Below are 13,251 nucleotides of genomic sequence, written 5' to 3'. Positions count from 1 at the left end.
CTGAATGCTGGCTGAAGCCGACTATGCTGGTAGCAATCCACACGCCGGCACAGGGGCTGTTAAATGGGCAACAAGCGCAGGTTCGGACGGGCTGCTGGGCTGATGCTACTGATCCACTTGCTGTTCTCGCCCCTGCTCCATGCGGACACCCCTCAGTCCGGGCCAGAGATAGAGGGTGTGATTGCCGAACCCGCGCCGCTGACCGTCATCAACCGCACGGTGCTGGTCTTTCGTGCGACGCTGCTGGGCGAAACACCCACGGTGCGTGCCCAGCGCGCCAAGAAGGTCATCGAGGATACGCTTCAGGAAACAAACGATCTGGAGGTTCGCGTCGACCCTATCCTGCACAGCTACCTGGTGCTGCTGGGCGGGCGCCGGGCATTCATCGTGACGCCACTGGATGCTGCGGCCGATACCATTACAACAGGCGAAGCCGCCGAGCAGGCCGCCGAGAACCTGCGCCTTGTCGTCGAGGAAACCCGCCAGGCGCGAAGCCTGCGGTTCTTGCTCACCGCGGTAGGCTACAGCGCTGCGGCAACCTTGGTCTTTTTCATGCTGGTAAAGGCCGCAGGCTACTGTCGACGCAAGCTCCTGGGACTGCTGCCTAAACTGATGGGCAAACACTCCGAGCGCCTCAAGGTCGGCCACACGCAACTGTTCGACCTGCAGAACCTGTACTACCTGATCGACCGCTCTCTCTGGCTGCTGTACTGGTTGCTCGTGTTGTTGTTCTGCTACCAGTGGCTGGGCTTCGTGCTGTCTCAGTTCCCCTACACAAGGTCTTGGGGGGAAAGCCTCAATATCCACCTGATGGCGCTGCTCAACTACCTGATCAGCGGTATTTTGCGTGCCATGCCCGGCCTGGCCGTTGCACTGTCGATCTTCTTCATCGCCCGGGGCATCAGCGCTTTCTCCAAACGTGTGCTAAGGCGCATGGCACGCCCAGGCACATTGAAATGGCTGACCGCCGAAACCTTGCAACCGACCATGCGCCTGACGTCGCTGGCGATCTGGCTATTTGCCCTGGTGATGGCCTACCCCTATCTACCCGGCTCGGGTACCGATGCCTTCAAGGGGTTGTCAGTGTTGCTCGGTCTGATGGTTTCACTGGGGGCGACCAGTGTCATCGGCCAAGGCGCCGCCGGACTGATTCTCACCTACACGCGCACGCTGCGCGTCGGTGAATTTGTACGTGTGGGTGATTACGAGGGCACGGTGACCGAGGTGGGCATGTTCACCACGACCATTCGCACCGGGCTTGGCGAAGTGCTGACACTTCCCAACTCGATGATTACCGGCTCGGTGACCAAGAACTACTCACGAATCGTGCAAGGGCCAGGCTATGTGGTCGACACCGTGGTGACCATTGGCTACGACACCCCGTGGCGTCAGGTCGAGGCGATGTTGCTGGAAGCGGCTCGGCGCACCGACGGCGTGCTGCAAACGCCCATGCCCCAGGTATTCCAGACGGCACTGTCGGACTTCTACCCCGAGTATCGATTAGTGGCCCAGGCCATTCCGTCAGAGCCCAGGCCACGCGCGCAGCTTTTGAGCCTGTTGCACGCCAATATCCAGGACGTGTTCAACGAGTATGGGGTGCAAATCATGTCGCCTCACTACCTGGGCGATCCCGAGCAACCCAAATGGGTGCCCAAGGAGCAGTGGCACACGGCCCCGTCCAAACCTGAAAACACCGCGTGAGCAATGAGGCCTCAGGTGCCGGTCAGCGCAATGATCACCGGCCCGCAGACTGCCAACAGGACATTGGAAACGGCGTAGCAGACGGAAGCCGATGACCGGCGTGTTGCTCCCCGACTGCTTGAGGATCTTGTTCATCGACGCCGATAAGGGCCAAAAGCATGCCGAGCAACGACCCAACCACCCTGAGCATCGCGCAGGGCCAGGCTCAAACGTCCAGCGCCCCCCTGAGCAAGGCGTCAAGCACACGCGCGACGTCAGCACCCTGCTCGTCCAGCAGGCACACCGGCAGCCCGTGCAAGGCCGCTTGCACACCGGCCAGCCCCTCGCCCGTCAAGGCCAGCGGACAAGCAATGTCCATCTGCAGCGAGCGCAGGCGCTTGGCCAAGGCAGGGCTAACCGGTGGCTGCAGCGCGATCACCAGTGCCGCAGGCTGCACCGCTGCACACAGCAGCGGGAGCTCTTCCAGCGGCTGCCCGCAGCCGAGCACGTCGATGCGTTGTCGCTCGCTGCTCAACAGCAGCCCGGCGCACAACACCTGGCACTCGGCTTGGCCCTCGGTACCCGCCAGCAGCACCCGCGGCGCATCGACCTGGTTCATCTGCAAGCGCAGCAGCAGCCGAGCGCGCAAGAACGTATCGAGAAACAGCCATTGGCTACGCTGGCCTGGCGCAGTGCCTGAAGCCAGCTCATGCCAAACCGGCATCAGCACGTCCCGCAGCACCGTGGCCTTTGGCAAGAGTGTGAACAGCTGCCCATGGATAGCTTCCAGCGCCTGCGCATCGAATGCCCTGGAGGCGCGTGCAACGGCGGCGCGCCAATCGTCAAAGGCCGAGGGCTGCTGCACAGGCACCTCAGGCTGGCCGGCGAGCCTGTCGCTAACCTTGCTGATGGGCAGGCCGTTGGCGGTCCAGCGCAAGATGTCGCGTATGCGCTGCACATCCTGGGCCGTGTACAAGCGATGGCCGCCCTCGGTGCGCTGCGGGCGTATCAACCCATGACGCCGCTCCCAGGCACGCAAGGTCACCGGATTGATGCCGGTCAGGCTGACCACATCGCGCATGGGTAGCAATTCGGGTGGGGTGGCGTCGGTCATAACGAGGTGTCATCCAAGGGGTGATACATTCTAAACCCAGATGCACCTTCTGCGGCGAGCCTCCTTGGTTCATCATGCAACAAACGGCGCCAAAAGCTTCTGCACGGAAGCCTTCGGCGCACATCGCATACGAAGTGTCTGTAGGTGAGCCCCATGATCAACGCAAAACTCCTGCAACTGATGGTCGAACATTCAAACGATGGCATCGTCGTCGCCGAGCAGGAAGGCAATGAGAGCATCCTTATCTACGTCAACCCGGCCTTCGAGCGCCTGACCGGCTATTGCGCCGACGATATCCTCTATCAGGACTGCCGTTTTCTTCAGGGAGAGGATCACGACCAGCCGGGCATCGCAACCATCCGCGAGGCGATCCGCGAAGGCCGCCCCTGCTGCCAGGTGCTGCGCAACTACCGCAAAGACGGCAGCCTGTTCTGGAACGAGTTGTCCATCACACCCGTGCACAACGAGGCGGACCAGCTAACCTACTACATCGGCATCCAGCGCGATGTCACAGCGCAGATATTCGCCGAGGAAAGGGTTCGCGAGCTGGAGGCTGAAGTGGCGGAACTGCGCCGGCAGCAGGGCCAGGCCAAGCGCTGACAAAAAACCTATACAAGGACGTTGACTTGTATAGATAAAAGCTTAGGCTTCAGTTATACCTGTACAACAATTCAATGTTGTACAGGATTGCCTGGAGCCCAGTATGTCAGCGTACCTACAGCAGTTCGCCGAGCGCTTCGCCCGCCTTGATGGGGCGAGCCTCGACACGCTGGATAAACTGTACAGCGACGATGTCACCTTCCGTGATCCCCTGCACCAGATACAGGGGCTGCAGGCCCTGCGCGCCTACTTCGAGCAGTTGTACGCCAACGCCACCGATATCCGCTACGCCTTCACCAGCGCCGACGAGGTAAAGCCCGGGCAAGGTTACCTGCGTTGGACACTGCAGTTTTGCCACCCGCGCCTGGCGGGGGGCCAGCCGATCACGTTGCAAGGGTGCAGCTGCCTGCATTGGCGCGACCGTGTGCATTTTCACCAGGACTATTTCGACGCCGGTGCCCTGCTTTATGAGCACCTTCCCGTCATGGGCACCGCGATCCGCTGGCTCAAAGGCAGGCTGGCATGAGCCGCTGTTGGCTGACCGGCGCCAGCAGCGGTATCGGTGCCGCGCTCGCGCAAATCCTCCTGGAACAAGGCCACCAGGTCGCCTTGGGCGGGCGCCACGCCGACCGCCTTGCCCCGCTGGCCGAACGGTTTCCTGGGCAGGTATTGCTGGCCATTGGCGATCTTGACAACCCGGAGCAGGTCGCCGGCATCGCTGCGCATATCGAGCAGGCCTGGGGGGGCCTGGACATGGCCATTTTCAATGCCGGCACCTGCGAATACCTGGAGCCGGGGCATTTCGATCCGGCGTTGGTCGAGCGCGTCATGCGCACCAACCTGCTGGGCGTCAGCTACTGCCTGGCGGCGGCACTGCCCTTGCTTCGCGCAGGCCAACACCCCCACCTGGTGGTCATGGGCAGTTCGGTGACCTGGCTGGCCTTGCCCCGCGCTGGCGCCTATGGCGCGTCCAAGGCTGCAGTGCGCTATCTGGTGGAATCACAGCGAATCGACCTGGCTCGCGAAGGCATCGCGGTCACCTTGGTGAGCCCAGGTTTCGTGGACACGCCACTGACCCGTCGCAACGATTTCCCCATGCCACAGCTGTGGTCTGCGCAGCGTGCCGCCCGGCATATCGCCAGGCGCCTGCCCGGCCGCCCCCTGGAAATCAACTTCCCCGGTCTTTTCACCTGGGTGTTGCGCCTGCTCGGGGCGCTGCCCGCGCGCTTGCGCCTGGCGCTGGGCCAACGCCTCGCCCGTCATGAACAGGAATGATGATCCATGCGTATAGCAATCATCGGCAGTGGCATCGCGGGGCTGACCTGCGCCCATTTGCTGTCACGCAAGCACGAAGTCACGGTTTTCGAGGCCGAGCAATGGGTCGGGGGCCACACCCACACCCTTGATGTGGTCTGGAAAGGCCAGCGGCATGCGATAGATACCGGTTTTATCGTCTTCAACGACTGGACGTACCCGAACTTCATCCGCTTGCTCGACCAGCTCAAGGTCCCTTCACAGCCGACCGAGATGAGTTTTTCCGTGCATGACCCGATGACGGGCCTGGAATATAACGGCCACGACCTGAACACCCTGTTCGCCCAACGCAGCAACCTGGTGTCCCCAGGGTTCTGGGGGATGATCCGGGACATTCTGCGTTTCAACCGTCAGGCACTGGCCGACCTGGACAACCAGCGTATCGATGCCAGCACCACGCTGGGCGACTACCTTCAAGCGAACCGCTATGGGCAACGCTTCATCGATCATTACATCGTGCCAATGGGGTCGGCGATCTGGTCGATGTCTCGCGCAGACATGCTCCACTTCCCGCTTGAGTTCTTCGTGCGCTTCTGTCGCAACCACGGCTTGCTGTCGGTCAACCAACGCCCACAGTGGCGGGTGATCAAAGGCGGCTCGCGCAGCTATGTCGCGCCGCTGTGCCGACCGTTTGCTGAGCGCATCCGCCTCAACTGCAAGGTTTACCGCGTCAGCCGCGACGAAGGTGGCGTGACCCTCGTGAGCGCGGCCGGCACCGAACGCTTCGACAATGTGGTGTTCGCTTGCCACAGCGATCAGGCCCTGGCGCTGCTGGAAAGCCCCAGCAACCAGGAGCGCGCCGTACTCAGCGCCATCGATTACGCCAGCAACGACGTGGTGCTGCACACCGATACCCGCCTGCTGCCACGCCGCCAGCGCGCCTGGGCCAGTTGGAACTACCGCCTGGGCGGCCCTGAGCGGGCGCCCGCCGCGCTGACCTACAACATGAACATTCTGCAGGGTATCCAGGCACCGACAACCTTCTGTGTGAGCCTCAACCAGACCGCACTGATAGACCCGGCGCAGGTCATCGCCCGCTTCCAGTACGCCCATCCCCAGTACAGCGTTGCAGCGTCCGCCGCGCAAGCGTGCCAAGAGCAACTGCAAGGGCAACAGCACAGTTACTTCTGCGGCGCCTACTGGGGCAATGGCTTTCATGAAGACGGGGTGGTCAGCGCACTGAAGGTGGCCGCGCACTTCGGAGAGCAACTGTGAACAGCAGCCTCTGCCTGGGCTGGATCAGCCACCGTCGGCTGACGCCGCGGGCCCACGCGTTCCGCTACCGGATCGGCATGTTCTACCTGGACCTGGACGAACAATCCTGGCTGATGGGCCTGTCACGCTGGCTGGGACGCTGGCGCCTGGCGCCGTTGTGCTGGCGCGAAACCGACTACCTGCCCGCCCTGACCCGCCAAGGCGAATCGCTGGCCCAGGCTGCACGCTTGCTGGTCGGGCAGGCGACGGGGCACCTGCCCGAAGGCCGGGTACAGCTGCTCACGCAACTGCGGTGCTGGGGGCTGTCGTTCAACCCGGTGAGCTTCTATTTCTGCCATGACCGCGACGGGTGCCTGACCGCGATCCTGATGGAAGTGCGCAACACGCCCTGGCGTGAACGCTTTCATTACGTGCTCCCGGTGCAAGGCAACCTTGCCAGGCCCTTCAGCGTCGGCAAGGCCTTCCATGTGTCACCGTTCATGCCGCTGGACATGGACTATCGCCTGCGCTTTTTCCTGGATACGGACCATGTACGCATTCAGATGCAGAACTGGCAAGACGGCACAAAGGTGTTCGAGGCCGACCTCGCCCTGCGCCGCACGCCACTGGATGGAGCAGCGCTACGTCGGTATGTCCTGAACTTCCCATGGATGAGCCTGCGCACTGTCTCGGCCATCTACTGGCAAGCGCTTCGCCTGTTACTCAAACGCACCCCCGTGCATGACCACACCACCTGCCAGGGTGACCTGGCACTCGGCCAACCTTGCGAGGACCTTGATGATGTCAAATCCCACCCTGAGCGTTAGCAAGTTCGCAGGCCTTGCGCCCCTGCTCGGCGGGCTGGCACGAAGCGCCGTGCTCGCCCAGTTGGGCAAGCTGCGTCACGGCCACCTGCGCCTGCTCAGCCACGGGCAGCAGTGGAGTTTCGGTGATGCCGACAGCCCGTTGCAGGCCGAGGTGGAGATCCTCGATGACGCCACCTGGAGCCTGATCGCCGGCAATGGCTCGATCGGTGCTGGCGAAGCCTACATTCACGGCTATTGGCGCAGCCCCGACCTGGCGCTGGTGACCCGCCTGTTCGTCGCCAACCTCGAAGTGCTCGACGCGCTCGAGGGCGGCCTGGCCCGCCTGGGCCGCCCTGCCCTGCGCCTGCTGCACCGGCTCAACCGCAACGACAAGCGCGGCGCCCGGCGCAACATTCTGGCCCACTACGACCTGGGCAATGCCCTGTTCGAGCGGCTGCTGGACCCCACCATGATGTATTCGGCTGCGCAATTCGAACACCCGGGGCAAACACTGGAGCAGGCCCAGTTGCACAAGCTGGAGCGCATCTGCCAGAAGCTCGAACTGAGCCCTGACGATCACCTGCTGGAAATTGGCAGCGGCTGGGGCAGCCTCGCTATCCACGCAGCCACCCGTTACGGCTGCAGGGTCACCACCACGACGCTCTCCGAGGCGCAGTACAGCCATACCCTGGAGCGCGTCAAGGCCTTGGGGCTGGGGCAGCGCGTGCAAGTACTCCGCGAAGACTACCGCGACCTTCAAGGCACGTTCGACAAACTGGTTTCGATCGAGATGATCGAAGCGGTTGGCCATCGCTACCTGCCGGTGTATTTCCGCCAGTGTGCTTCGCTCATCAAACCTGAAGGCCTGATGCTATTGCAGGCAATCACCATCCGCGACCAGCGCTATGCCCAGGCGCAGCGCTCGGTCGACTTTATCCAGCGCTACATCTTCCCCGGGGGCGCCCTGCCTTCGCTGAGCGTGTTGCTCGACACCGCCAGCCGGCACACTGGCCTGAACCTTGTGCACATGGAAGATTTTGGCCTGGACTACGCCCACACCCTGCGACACTGGCGCGAAAACCTGCGTCAGGCACGCACTGCGCTGACGGACCTTGGCTACGATGACATGTTCCAGCGCTTGTGGGAGTTTTACCTCTGCTACTGCCAAGGCGGTTTCGAGGAACGCGCCATCGGTGTTGCGCACCTGCTCTGGGCAGCACCCCAGGCACGCCGCGCGCCCTTGCCTGGCAGTGCCTGATGCGCAGCCGCTGGCTGATCGCCAATGCCCTCTGGCTACAAGCCGGCTGGTGGGTCTGCGTGCTGGGGGCCGAGCGGCCTTTGCTGTTGCTACTGGTGATTCCGGGCGTGGCAGTGCACCTGCGCCTGTGCCCGGACATCCATGCCGAGGTCAAGGCGCTGTTGCGCGTCACCTTTATCGGCTGTGTGCTCGACAGCGTGCTGGGAGCACTGGGGGTGTTCGGTTTCGACGCCTGGCCCCTGCCACTGTGGCTAGCGCTGCTGTGGGTGGTGCTGGCCAGCGGAATGCGTCACAGCCTGGCATGGGCCGGCAGGCACTGGCGAAGCGGCGCACTGCTGGGGGCGATTGGCGGCCCTCTGGCCTACGTAGGCGGTGCCAGGCTGGCAGGTGTCGCCTTGCCATTGGGCGCGCTGGAAACCGGCCTGCTACTGATGCCGATATGGGCTTTGGCCCTGCCCCTGCTGGCGCGCATCGCGGCGCGGCGCTGACCGGCGACATCGCTCGGAACAGTAGCGCACCTGCTCCCAACAGCGTGCCCAGCGCTTGCGCCAGGTGAACGGCCGGCCACACACCACGCAAACCTTGCTGGGCAGAAGGCTCTTTTTCATAACGCCTGCCCCGCATCGAGCCGCGCCAGCAATGACTGGCCACGTTGCCACACAGCATCGCGACGGCCAGCGGGCATGCCATCGAGGCTGCGATAGACCAGGGCCAGGCGCGGGTTAGCCGAGAGCTGGGGGCGATGGCGAATGAGAAAATGCCAATACAAGGCATTGAACGGGCAGGCCTCCTCTTCGGTCACCTGGTCGACCCTGTAACTGCAAGCCTTGCAATGATCGGACATGCGCTGGATATAACGACCACTGGCGCAGTACGGCTTGGACCCCAGGTAGCCGCCATCGGCGTGCATCACCATGCCAAGCGTGTTGGGCAGTTCGACCCACTCGAAGGCATCCATGTAGACCGCCAGGTACCACTCACAAATTGCGGTTGGCACGATACCGGCCAGCAAGGCGAAGTTGCCGGTAACCATCAACCGCTGGATATGGTGAGCGTAGCCCAACCGCAGGGTCTGCCCGATGGCTTGGGCCATGCAGCGCATGCGGGTGTGCCCGGTCCAGTAGAATTCTGGCAGCGCCCGGTCGTTGTTCAGGTGATTGAGCCCGGCATACGCCGGCATGCGCTGCCAATAGATGCCACGCACATACTCACGCCAGCCGATCAACTGGCGAATGAAGCCTTCGGCTGCATTGAGCGGCACCCGCCCCTCGCGCCAGGCTTTGTCGACGTCGTCGCACAGACGACGCACATCCAGAAGCCCGATGTTGAGCGCCGCACTGATGCGCGCATGAAACAGGTACGGCTCGCCTTCGGCCATCGCATCCTGGTAGTCACCGAAAGCCGCCAGGCCGAAATCCAGAAAATGCTGCCACAGCTGTTGTGCCTCGGCGTGGGTCACGGGGTAGTCGAAACCGTCGACGCCCCCGTAGTGGTCGCTGAAGCGCTGACGCACCAAGGCCACCACCGCTGCCGTGATGTCGTCTTGCGCGAAATGCGCAGCGAACGGGCCACGCAGCTGCCGTGGCAATGGCTTGCGATTGTCGCCATCGAAATTCCAGGCCCCACCTGCCGGGCTGCCGTCAGGCTCCATGAGCAGGCCGGTTCGCTTGCGCATGCCACGGTAGAAGTGCTCCATACGCAGCTGGCGACGTTCTGTGGCCCAGCGCCCGAAGGCTTCACGGGAGCACAGAAAACGCGTGTCGCGAAACCACACAAGCGGCAGTGCGGCATCACGCAAGGCCTGCTCCAGGCGCCACTCACCGCACTCGGTCAAGTGAATGTGGGTAGCGCCCAAGGCTTGTTGCCATCGACGCAACTCCCCCACGATGCTGCCGCTGTTACCCTCGGCATCCAGCTCGACATAGTGCACCTGCCAACCCCGTTCACGCAGGGCCTGGGCAAAATGCCGCATGGCGCTGAAGATGAGAATGATCTTCAGCGGATGATGCGGTACGTATCGGGCCTCCCCCTCCACTTCCGCCATCAGGACCGCATCGCGAGCAGGGTCAAGGGACGCCAGACTTGCCAGGTCGAACGACAGTTGGTCACCCAGCACCAGGCCCAGGCGCATCGTCCGGGCTACCACTGGCTGGTGAGCGTTACCGGTACGCGCAGCGGCGCGATGGGGCCGTCGCGTTGCCCGCACATCTCATCGTGCACCACCTGCTGCACCAGCATGCAGGGCACCGGCGGCAGGTCGGCCAGCAACTGCCGCAGTTCGGTCGTGGAGCGCACGCGCACGGGCTGCCCCTGGGCATCGCTCAATGTCACAGGGCCGGCGTCGGTCAGGGCGCGCAGGAGGTAGAAGCCCCCCTCCAGCGACAGCAGTTCAAGTTCCTTGGCTTCGCCGGTCGAAACCAGCTGAGTCAGCGCGATCAGGTTCATGGTGTGCCCTCTGGCAGGCGGCGGAAGAACAAGGTGATCTGGCCAATCTCAACGCCCAGCTTGCTCATGCTCGAGCGGTTGATCAGGGTGTCGTCATCCATGAGGTACATCCAGTCGTCCAGGTCTACCTGCCAGTGCCGCCCATCGACCGGCAGGTCCAGTTGGTAACGCCATCGCAGCGCGTTGCCCGCCACTTCGCCACGCGCCTCGCCGATCACGTCCCCCGCGGTTCCCCGCCAGCGCCCGGGGCCGTCCGGCACCAGCGTCCAGGTACGTTGCTGGCGTGTGCCATCGCTATAAAGAAAATGTTCGTCGAGGATCAGCCGCTCACCCTCGCGGCGGCTGTCGATGCGCACATGGAAGCGCTTGACCACCTCACCGGAGCGCTTCTGGAACATCCCCCACGCCTGAACCGGGCGCGAGAAGAACGCCGCCAGGTCCAGCTTCGGCTGCTCCTGGGCATAGTGCTCGACACCGACATTGCCACAACTGCCCAGAAGCAGGCAGGCAGCCAGCAACAGCGCTTTGTACATGTTCAGGCTCCTCGGTCATCGCCAGCCAGCCCAAGCAGCCGCTGACGCAATTGGGGGTCTCTGGCCCGCGGGTCAAGCCAGATGGCGAAGAAGGCCCGGGCGAACACCGGATCGTCGATCGCGTGGCTCAGTTTGCCGTCGACGTAAAAGCGGCAACCCTGCCCCGGCAGGTACAAGCCCGTGATGCGCATGCCAGGGCTCACGTCCACGAATGCCTGCTCAATCGCCCTGGTCCATGCCGCGCGTTGCTGTGCCGTCATGCTGCCGCCACCCAGGCGTTGCATTTCCTCGAGGCTGGCATTGACCAGCGTGTCCCTGGACAATGAACGGTGATAAAGCAGCTCAAGGGCGAACGGCTGGCTCCAGTCCTGAACCGGGCCAACTGCCCATAACCGGGCGGTATACAGCCGCAGGCCGAACCAGGTGAAATCACCGGCGCCCAGCCGTTGCGCCGCAGGCAGCTCCGCTCGCCAGTCTGCCGCCGACGACATGGCGGCTAGCAGCAGGCACAGACAGGTCCAACGTGCAGGGTGCGCCATTCTGACCTCGAGCACTTTGCTAAATACTATACAATAGTAGACGCTTGTACAGATATTTGACGAGCCATGTATAGTTTTTAATGCCCAGCATGCATATTTCTGCAAGCCTCGCGCCCCGTTATCGAACACCCATGAAAGTCGAGATAGAAGGAATTGCTCATGCTGTACGTCGTCATGCTCGGTGGACGCCACCCACGGGCCAATATCGAGGTCCACGATGTGTTGTTCGCCCAGGCGGACTCACTTGAACAGGCCTACCCACATTTGCGCCAAGCCTGGTTCGGGAGCCGAACGGGCTTGCACATCGACGCATGGATGGAAGTCGACGGTATTGACCACTACCGCCTCGAATTCAGTCAGGTAGCGCCTGGCCCACACGATCCCAGGTTGTTCTTCATCAACCTGGGCGGCTACGAGCCCGGGGTGTTTGGCGAGGCACACCGCTACCTGCTGGTGGTGGCCAGGGACAAGGCCGAGGCCAAGCAACTGGCCAAGCAGCGCCTGCAGGCAGACTGGCTCAAGCCGCATACCGATGCGGTACTGGACGTCGACGATTGCCTGCCGATCGACTGGGTGAACGGCCGTTACGTGCACTTGATCGAAGGGCCCCATGACGGCTTACGGCAGTACAGCGACTATATCCTGCTGTGAGCTCACCCCTGCCATGTGCAAGAACGTTGGCAGGCATCACAGGACGAGGCGCCAGCGCCCGGCCAAGAGGACACGCCAATGAGCCTGATAAACGACCTTCACACACCCGCCAACGTGCTGGTCTGCGGGGCCAGCCAAGGGATTGGCCTGGCATTGTGCACGCAGTTGCTGGCGCGTGATGACATCGGGCTGGTGTTCGCCGTTTCGCGACGCGCCACCACCAGCCCTGCGCTGGATACCTTGTTCACAGAGCACGGGCGACGGTTGGTTCGCCTCGACTGCGACGCCCGATCCGAGCAGGCACTGCAAACACTGGCCGCGCAGGTGGGCGCCTGCTGCGACCAACTGAACCTGGTCTTCAGCACGCTTGGCGTGCTGCAAGAAGGCCCGGCGAGGGCTGAAAAAGCACTGACCCAGCTAGACATGGCGGGGTTGCTGAGCACTTTCACAACCAACTGTTTCGCCCCTGTTCTGCTGCTCAAGCATTTGCTGCCGCTGCTGCGTCGGCAACCGATGGCCTTCGTCGCCTTGTCGGCGCGGGTCGGGTCGATCGGCGACAATCACCTGGGTGGGTGGTACAGCTACCGTGCCAGCAAAGCCGCGCTCAATCAGCTTCTGCGCACTGCAAGCATCGAGCTGAAGCGACTGAACCCCGCGTCAACGGTACTTGCATTGCATCCCGGCACCACCGACACCCAGCTTTCCCGCCCCTTTCAGGGCAATGTGCCGCCGGGCAAACTGTTCTCGCCCGCGTTTGCCGCCACCTGCATCCTGGCGCTTGTGAGCCGTCACGGCCCGGCGCAGAGCGGAACGTTCTGGGCGTGGGATGGCACGCCGATTCCCTGGTGACGCGGGCGGAGAGCTCCAGGCCAAGTCGATGAACCAGCCTTGAGCGAGAACGGTCAACCCTTTATCTGACAACGGCAGAAGGAAGGGTGCAGCGAATGGTTTCGTTTGATCTGCAACGGATGCTGATAGGCGACTTTCCTTTTACCTTTCTTCTGGAAGTCGATGGCAACCTCATCACCAGCCGCCAGCCGGACGATATCCCCGCCGTCAATGAGCAGTTGATCAAGGCACTGGCAGACTGACCCTGCTTCTGTTCAGCGCGTGCTCG

Annotated in this window: 16 protein-coding genes and 1 pseudogene; 11 read left to right on the top strand and 6 right to left on the bottom strand. The window is 62.9% G+C overall.

All coding sequences use genetic code 11. The features are described 5' to 3' along the window. Positions 1-63: 63 nt before the first annotated feature. Positions 64-1,701: a mechanosensitive ion channel family protein gene (locus BJQ17_RS03385; RefSeq protein ID WP_070095525.1), complete on the top strand. Its 1,638-nt coding sequence runs from the start codon at positions 64-66 to the stop codon at positions 1,699-1,701. 205 nt (positions 1,702-1,906) lie between these two features. Here BJQ17_RS03385 and BJQ17_RS03380 read toward each other — a convergent pair whose 3' ends face one another. Beyond that, the gene (locus BJQ17_RS03380) at positions 1,907-2,794 is read right to left on the bottom strand and encodes a MerR family transcriptional regulator (RefSeq protein WP_070095524.1); all 888 of its coding nucleotides are present in this window, start codon (positions 2,792-2,794) and stop codon (positions 1,907-1,909) included. A gap of 153 nt (positions 2,795-2,947) precedes the next feature. Between BJQ17_RS03380 and BJQ17_RS03375 the strand changes: the two genes are divergently transcribed. From BJQ17_RS03375 to BJQ17_RS03345, 7 genes are all read left to right on the top strand, one after another. Next, complete coding sequence (locus BJQ17_RS03375; RefSeq protein ID WP_003254000.1) at positions 2,948-3,394, top strand: PAS domain-containing protein; 447 nt, start codon at positions 2,948-2,950, stop codon at positions 3,392-3,394. A 103-nt stretch (positions 3,395-3,497) separates the two neighbouring features. Then, positions 3,498-3,920, top strand: a complete 423-nt coding sequence (locus tag BJQ17_RS03370) for a nuclear transport factor 2 family protein (protein ID WP_003254001.1) — start codon at positions 3,498-3,500, stop codon at positions 3,918-3,920. After that, complete coding sequence (locus tag BJQ17_RS03365; protein WP_004576513.1) at positions 3,917-4,669, top strand: SDR family oxidoreductase; 753 nt, start codon at positions 3,917-3,919, stop codon at positions 4,667-4,669. The genes BJQ17_RS03370 and BJQ17_RS03365 overlap by 4 nt, the downstream gene beginning before the upstream one ends. Positions 4,670-4,675: 6 nt before the next feature. Beyond that, complete coding sequence (locus BJQ17_RS03360) at positions 4,676-5,923, top strand: NAD(P)/FAD-dependent oxidoreductase (RefSeq protein ID WP_070095523.1); 1,248 nt, start codon at positions 4,676-4,678, stop codon at positions 5,921-5,923. Beyond that, the gene (locus BJQ17_RS03355) at positions 5,920-6,729 is read left to right on the top strand and encodes a DUF1365 domain-containing protein (protein WP_070095522.1); all 810 of its coding nucleotides are present in this window, start codon (positions 5,920-5,922) and stop codon (positions 6,727-6,729) included. The genes BJQ17_RS03360 and BJQ17_RS03355 overlap by 4 nt, the downstream gene beginning before the upstream one ends. Then, entirely contained in the window at positions 6,704-7,966 is a 1,263-nt protein-coding gene (locus tag BJQ17_RS03350) for a cyclopropane-fatty-acyl-phospholipid synthase family protein (RefSeq protein WP_003254005.1), read from the top strand. Before BJQ17_RS03355 ends, BJQ17_RS03350 begins: the two co-directional genes overlap by 26 nt. Then, the gene (locus BJQ17_RS03345; RefSeq protein WP_070095521.1) at positions 7,966-8,454 is read left to right on the top strand and encodes a DUF2878 domain-containing protein; all 489 of its coding nucleotides are present in this window, start codon (positions 7,966-7,968) and stop codon (positions 8,452-8,454) included. Before BJQ17_RS03350 ends, BJQ17_RS03345 begins: the two co-directional genes overlap by 1 nt. Here BJQ17_RS03345 and BJQ17_RS29615 read toward each other — a convergent pair. From BJQ17_RS29615 to BJQ17_RS03325, 5 genes are read right to left on the bottom strand one after another with little or no spacing between them, the layout of a single operon-like run. After that, entirely contained in the window at positions 8,392-8,574 is a 183-nt protein-coding gene (locus tag BJQ17_RS29615) for a DUF2256 domain-containing protein (RefSeq protein WP_080574912.1), read from the bottom strand. The genes BJQ17_RS03345 and BJQ17_RS29615 overlap by 63 nt on opposite strands. Next, the gene (locus BJQ17_RS03340) at positions 8,571-10,097 is read right to left on the bottom strand and encodes a cryptochrome/photolyase family protein (protein WP_004576509.1); all 1,527 of its coding nucleotides are present in this window, start codon (positions 10,095-10,097) and stop codon (positions 8,571-8,573) included. The genes BJQ17_RS29615 and BJQ17_RS03340 overlap by 4 nt, the downstream gene beginning before the upstream one ends. Positions 10,098-10,105: 8 nt before the next feature. Next, entirely contained in the window at positions 10,106-10,411 is a 306-nt protein-coding gene (locus BJQ17_RS03335) for a DUF6482 family protein (RefSeq protein ID WP_003254009.1), read from the bottom strand. After that, positions 10,408-10,944, bottom strand: a complete 537-nt coding sequence (locus tag BJQ17_RS03330; RefSeq protein ID WP_019751189.1) for a DUF3833 domain-containing protein — start codon at positions 10,942-10,944, stop codon at positions 10,408-10,410. Before BJQ17_RS03330 ends, BJQ17_RS03335 begins: the two co-directional genes overlap by 4 nt. A gap of 2 nt (positions 10,945-10,946) precedes the next feature. Continuing rightward, positions 10,947-11,483, bottom strand: a complete 537-nt coding sequence (locus BJQ17_RS03325) for a chalcone isomerase family protein (protein WP_014860478.1) — start codon at positions 11,481-11,483, stop codon at positions 10,947-10,949. A gap of 159 nt (positions 11,484-11,642) precedes the next feature. Here BJQ17_RS03325 and BJQ17_RS03320 point away from each other — a divergent pair, with 159 nt between their 5' ends. The 3 genes and pseudogenes from BJQ17_RS03320 to BJQ17_RS32455 all read left to right on the top strand — a co-directional run. Next, positions 11,643-12,134: a DUF1543 domain-containing protein gene (locus BJQ17_RS03320; protein WP_070095520.1), complete on the top strand. Its 492-nt coding sequence runs from the start codon at positions 11,643-11,645 to the stop codon at positions 12,132-12,134. Positions 12,135-12,212: 78 nt separating this feature from the next. Beyond that, positions 12,213-12,983 carry an SDR family NAD(P)-dependent oxidoreductase gene (locus tag BJQ17_RS03315; protein ID WP_070095519.1) on the top strand — a complete coding sequence of 257 codons (771 nt, stop codon included), beginning with the start codon at positions 12,213-12,215 and terminating at the stop codon, positions 12,981-12,983. A 158-nt stretch (positions 12,984-13,141) separates the two neighbouring features. Continuing rightward, positions 13,142-13,225 (top strand): annotated as a pseudogene (locus BJQ17_RS32455) (protease); the annotation flags it as partial. Positions 13,226-13,251: the final 26 nt, after the last annotated feature.

The sequence above is a fragment of the Pseudomonas sp. NBRC 111139 genome (assembly GCF_001753955.1).
In the GTDB taxonomy this organism is placed as follows: Bacteria; Pseudomonadota; Gammaproteobacteria; order Pseudomonadales; family Pseudomonadaceae; genus Aquipseudomonas; species Aquipseudomonas alloputida.
This window is presented reverse-complemented; position numbering and strand designations above follow the sequence as displayed.

What these genes read in the sequence shown, in the direction of transcription:
- BJQ17_RS03325 (WP_014860478.1), bottom strand. Translation starts at nt 11,483, where the DNA reads ATGGCGCACCCTGCACGTTGGACCTGTCTGTGCCTGCTGCTAGCCGCC.
- BJQ17_RS03375 (WP_003254000.1), top strand. Translation starts at nt 2,948, where the DNA reads ATGATCAACGCAAAACTCCTGCAACTGATGGTCGAACATTCAAACGAT.
- BJQ17_RS03360 (WP_070095523.1), top strand. Translation starts at nt 4,676, where the DNA reads ATGCGTATAGCAATCATCGGCAGTGGCATCGCGGGGCTGACCTGCGCC.
- BJQ17_RS03380 (WP_070095524.1), bottom strand. Translation starts at nt 2,794, where the DNA reads ATGACCGACGCCACCCCACCCGAATTGCTACCCATGCGCGATGTGGTC.
- BJQ17_RS03370 (WP_003254001.1), top strand. Translation starts at nt 3,498, where the DNA reads ATGTCAGCGTACCTACAGCAGTTCGCCGAGCGCTTCGCCCGCCTTGAT.
- BJQ17_RS03320 (WP_070095520.1), top strand. Translation starts at nt 11,643, where the DNA reads ATGCTGTACGTCGTCATGCTCGGTGGACGCCACCCACGGGCCAATATC.
- BJQ17_RS03340 (WP_004576509.1), bottom strand. Translation starts at nt 10,097, where the DNA reads ATGCGCCTGGGCCTGGTGCTGGGTGACCAACTGTCGTTCGACCTGGCA.
- BJQ17_RS03365 (WP_004576513.1), top strand. Translation starts at nt 3,917, where the DNA reads ATGAGCCGCTGTTGGCTGACCGGCGCCAGCAGCGGTATCGGTGCCGCG.
- BJQ17_RS03315 (WP_070095519.1), top strand. Translation starts at nt 12,213, where the DNA reads ATGAGCCTGATAAACGACCTTCACACACCCGCCAACGTGCTGGTCTGC.
- BJQ17_RS03350 (WP_003254005.1), top strand. Translation starts at nt 6,704, where the DNA reads ATGTCAAATCCCACCCTGAGCGTTAGCAAGTTCGCAGGCCTTGCGCCC.
- BJQ17_RS03345 (WP_070095521.1), top strand. Translation starts at nt 7,966, where the DNA reads ATGCGCAGCCGCTGGCTGATCGCCAATGCCCTCTGGCTACAAGCCGGC.
- BJQ17_RS03330 (WP_019751189.1), bottom strand. Translation starts at nt 10,944, where the DNA reads ATGTACAAAGCGCTGTTGCTGGCTGCCTGCCTGCTTCTGGGCAGTTGT.
- BJQ17_RS03385 (WP_070095525.1), top strand. Translation starts at nt 64, where the DNA reads ATGGGCAACAAGCGCAGGTTCGGACGGGCTGCTGGGCTGATGCTACTG.
- BJQ17_RS03335 (WP_003254009.1), bottom strand. Translation starts at nt 10,411, where the DNA reads ATGAACCTGATCGCGCTGACTCAGCTGGTTTCGACCGGCGAAGCCAAG.
- BJQ17_RS29615 (WP_080574912.1), bottom strand. Translation starts at nt 8,574, where the DNA reads ATGAAAAAGAGCCTTCTGCCCAGCAAGGTTTGCGTGGTGTGTGGCCGG.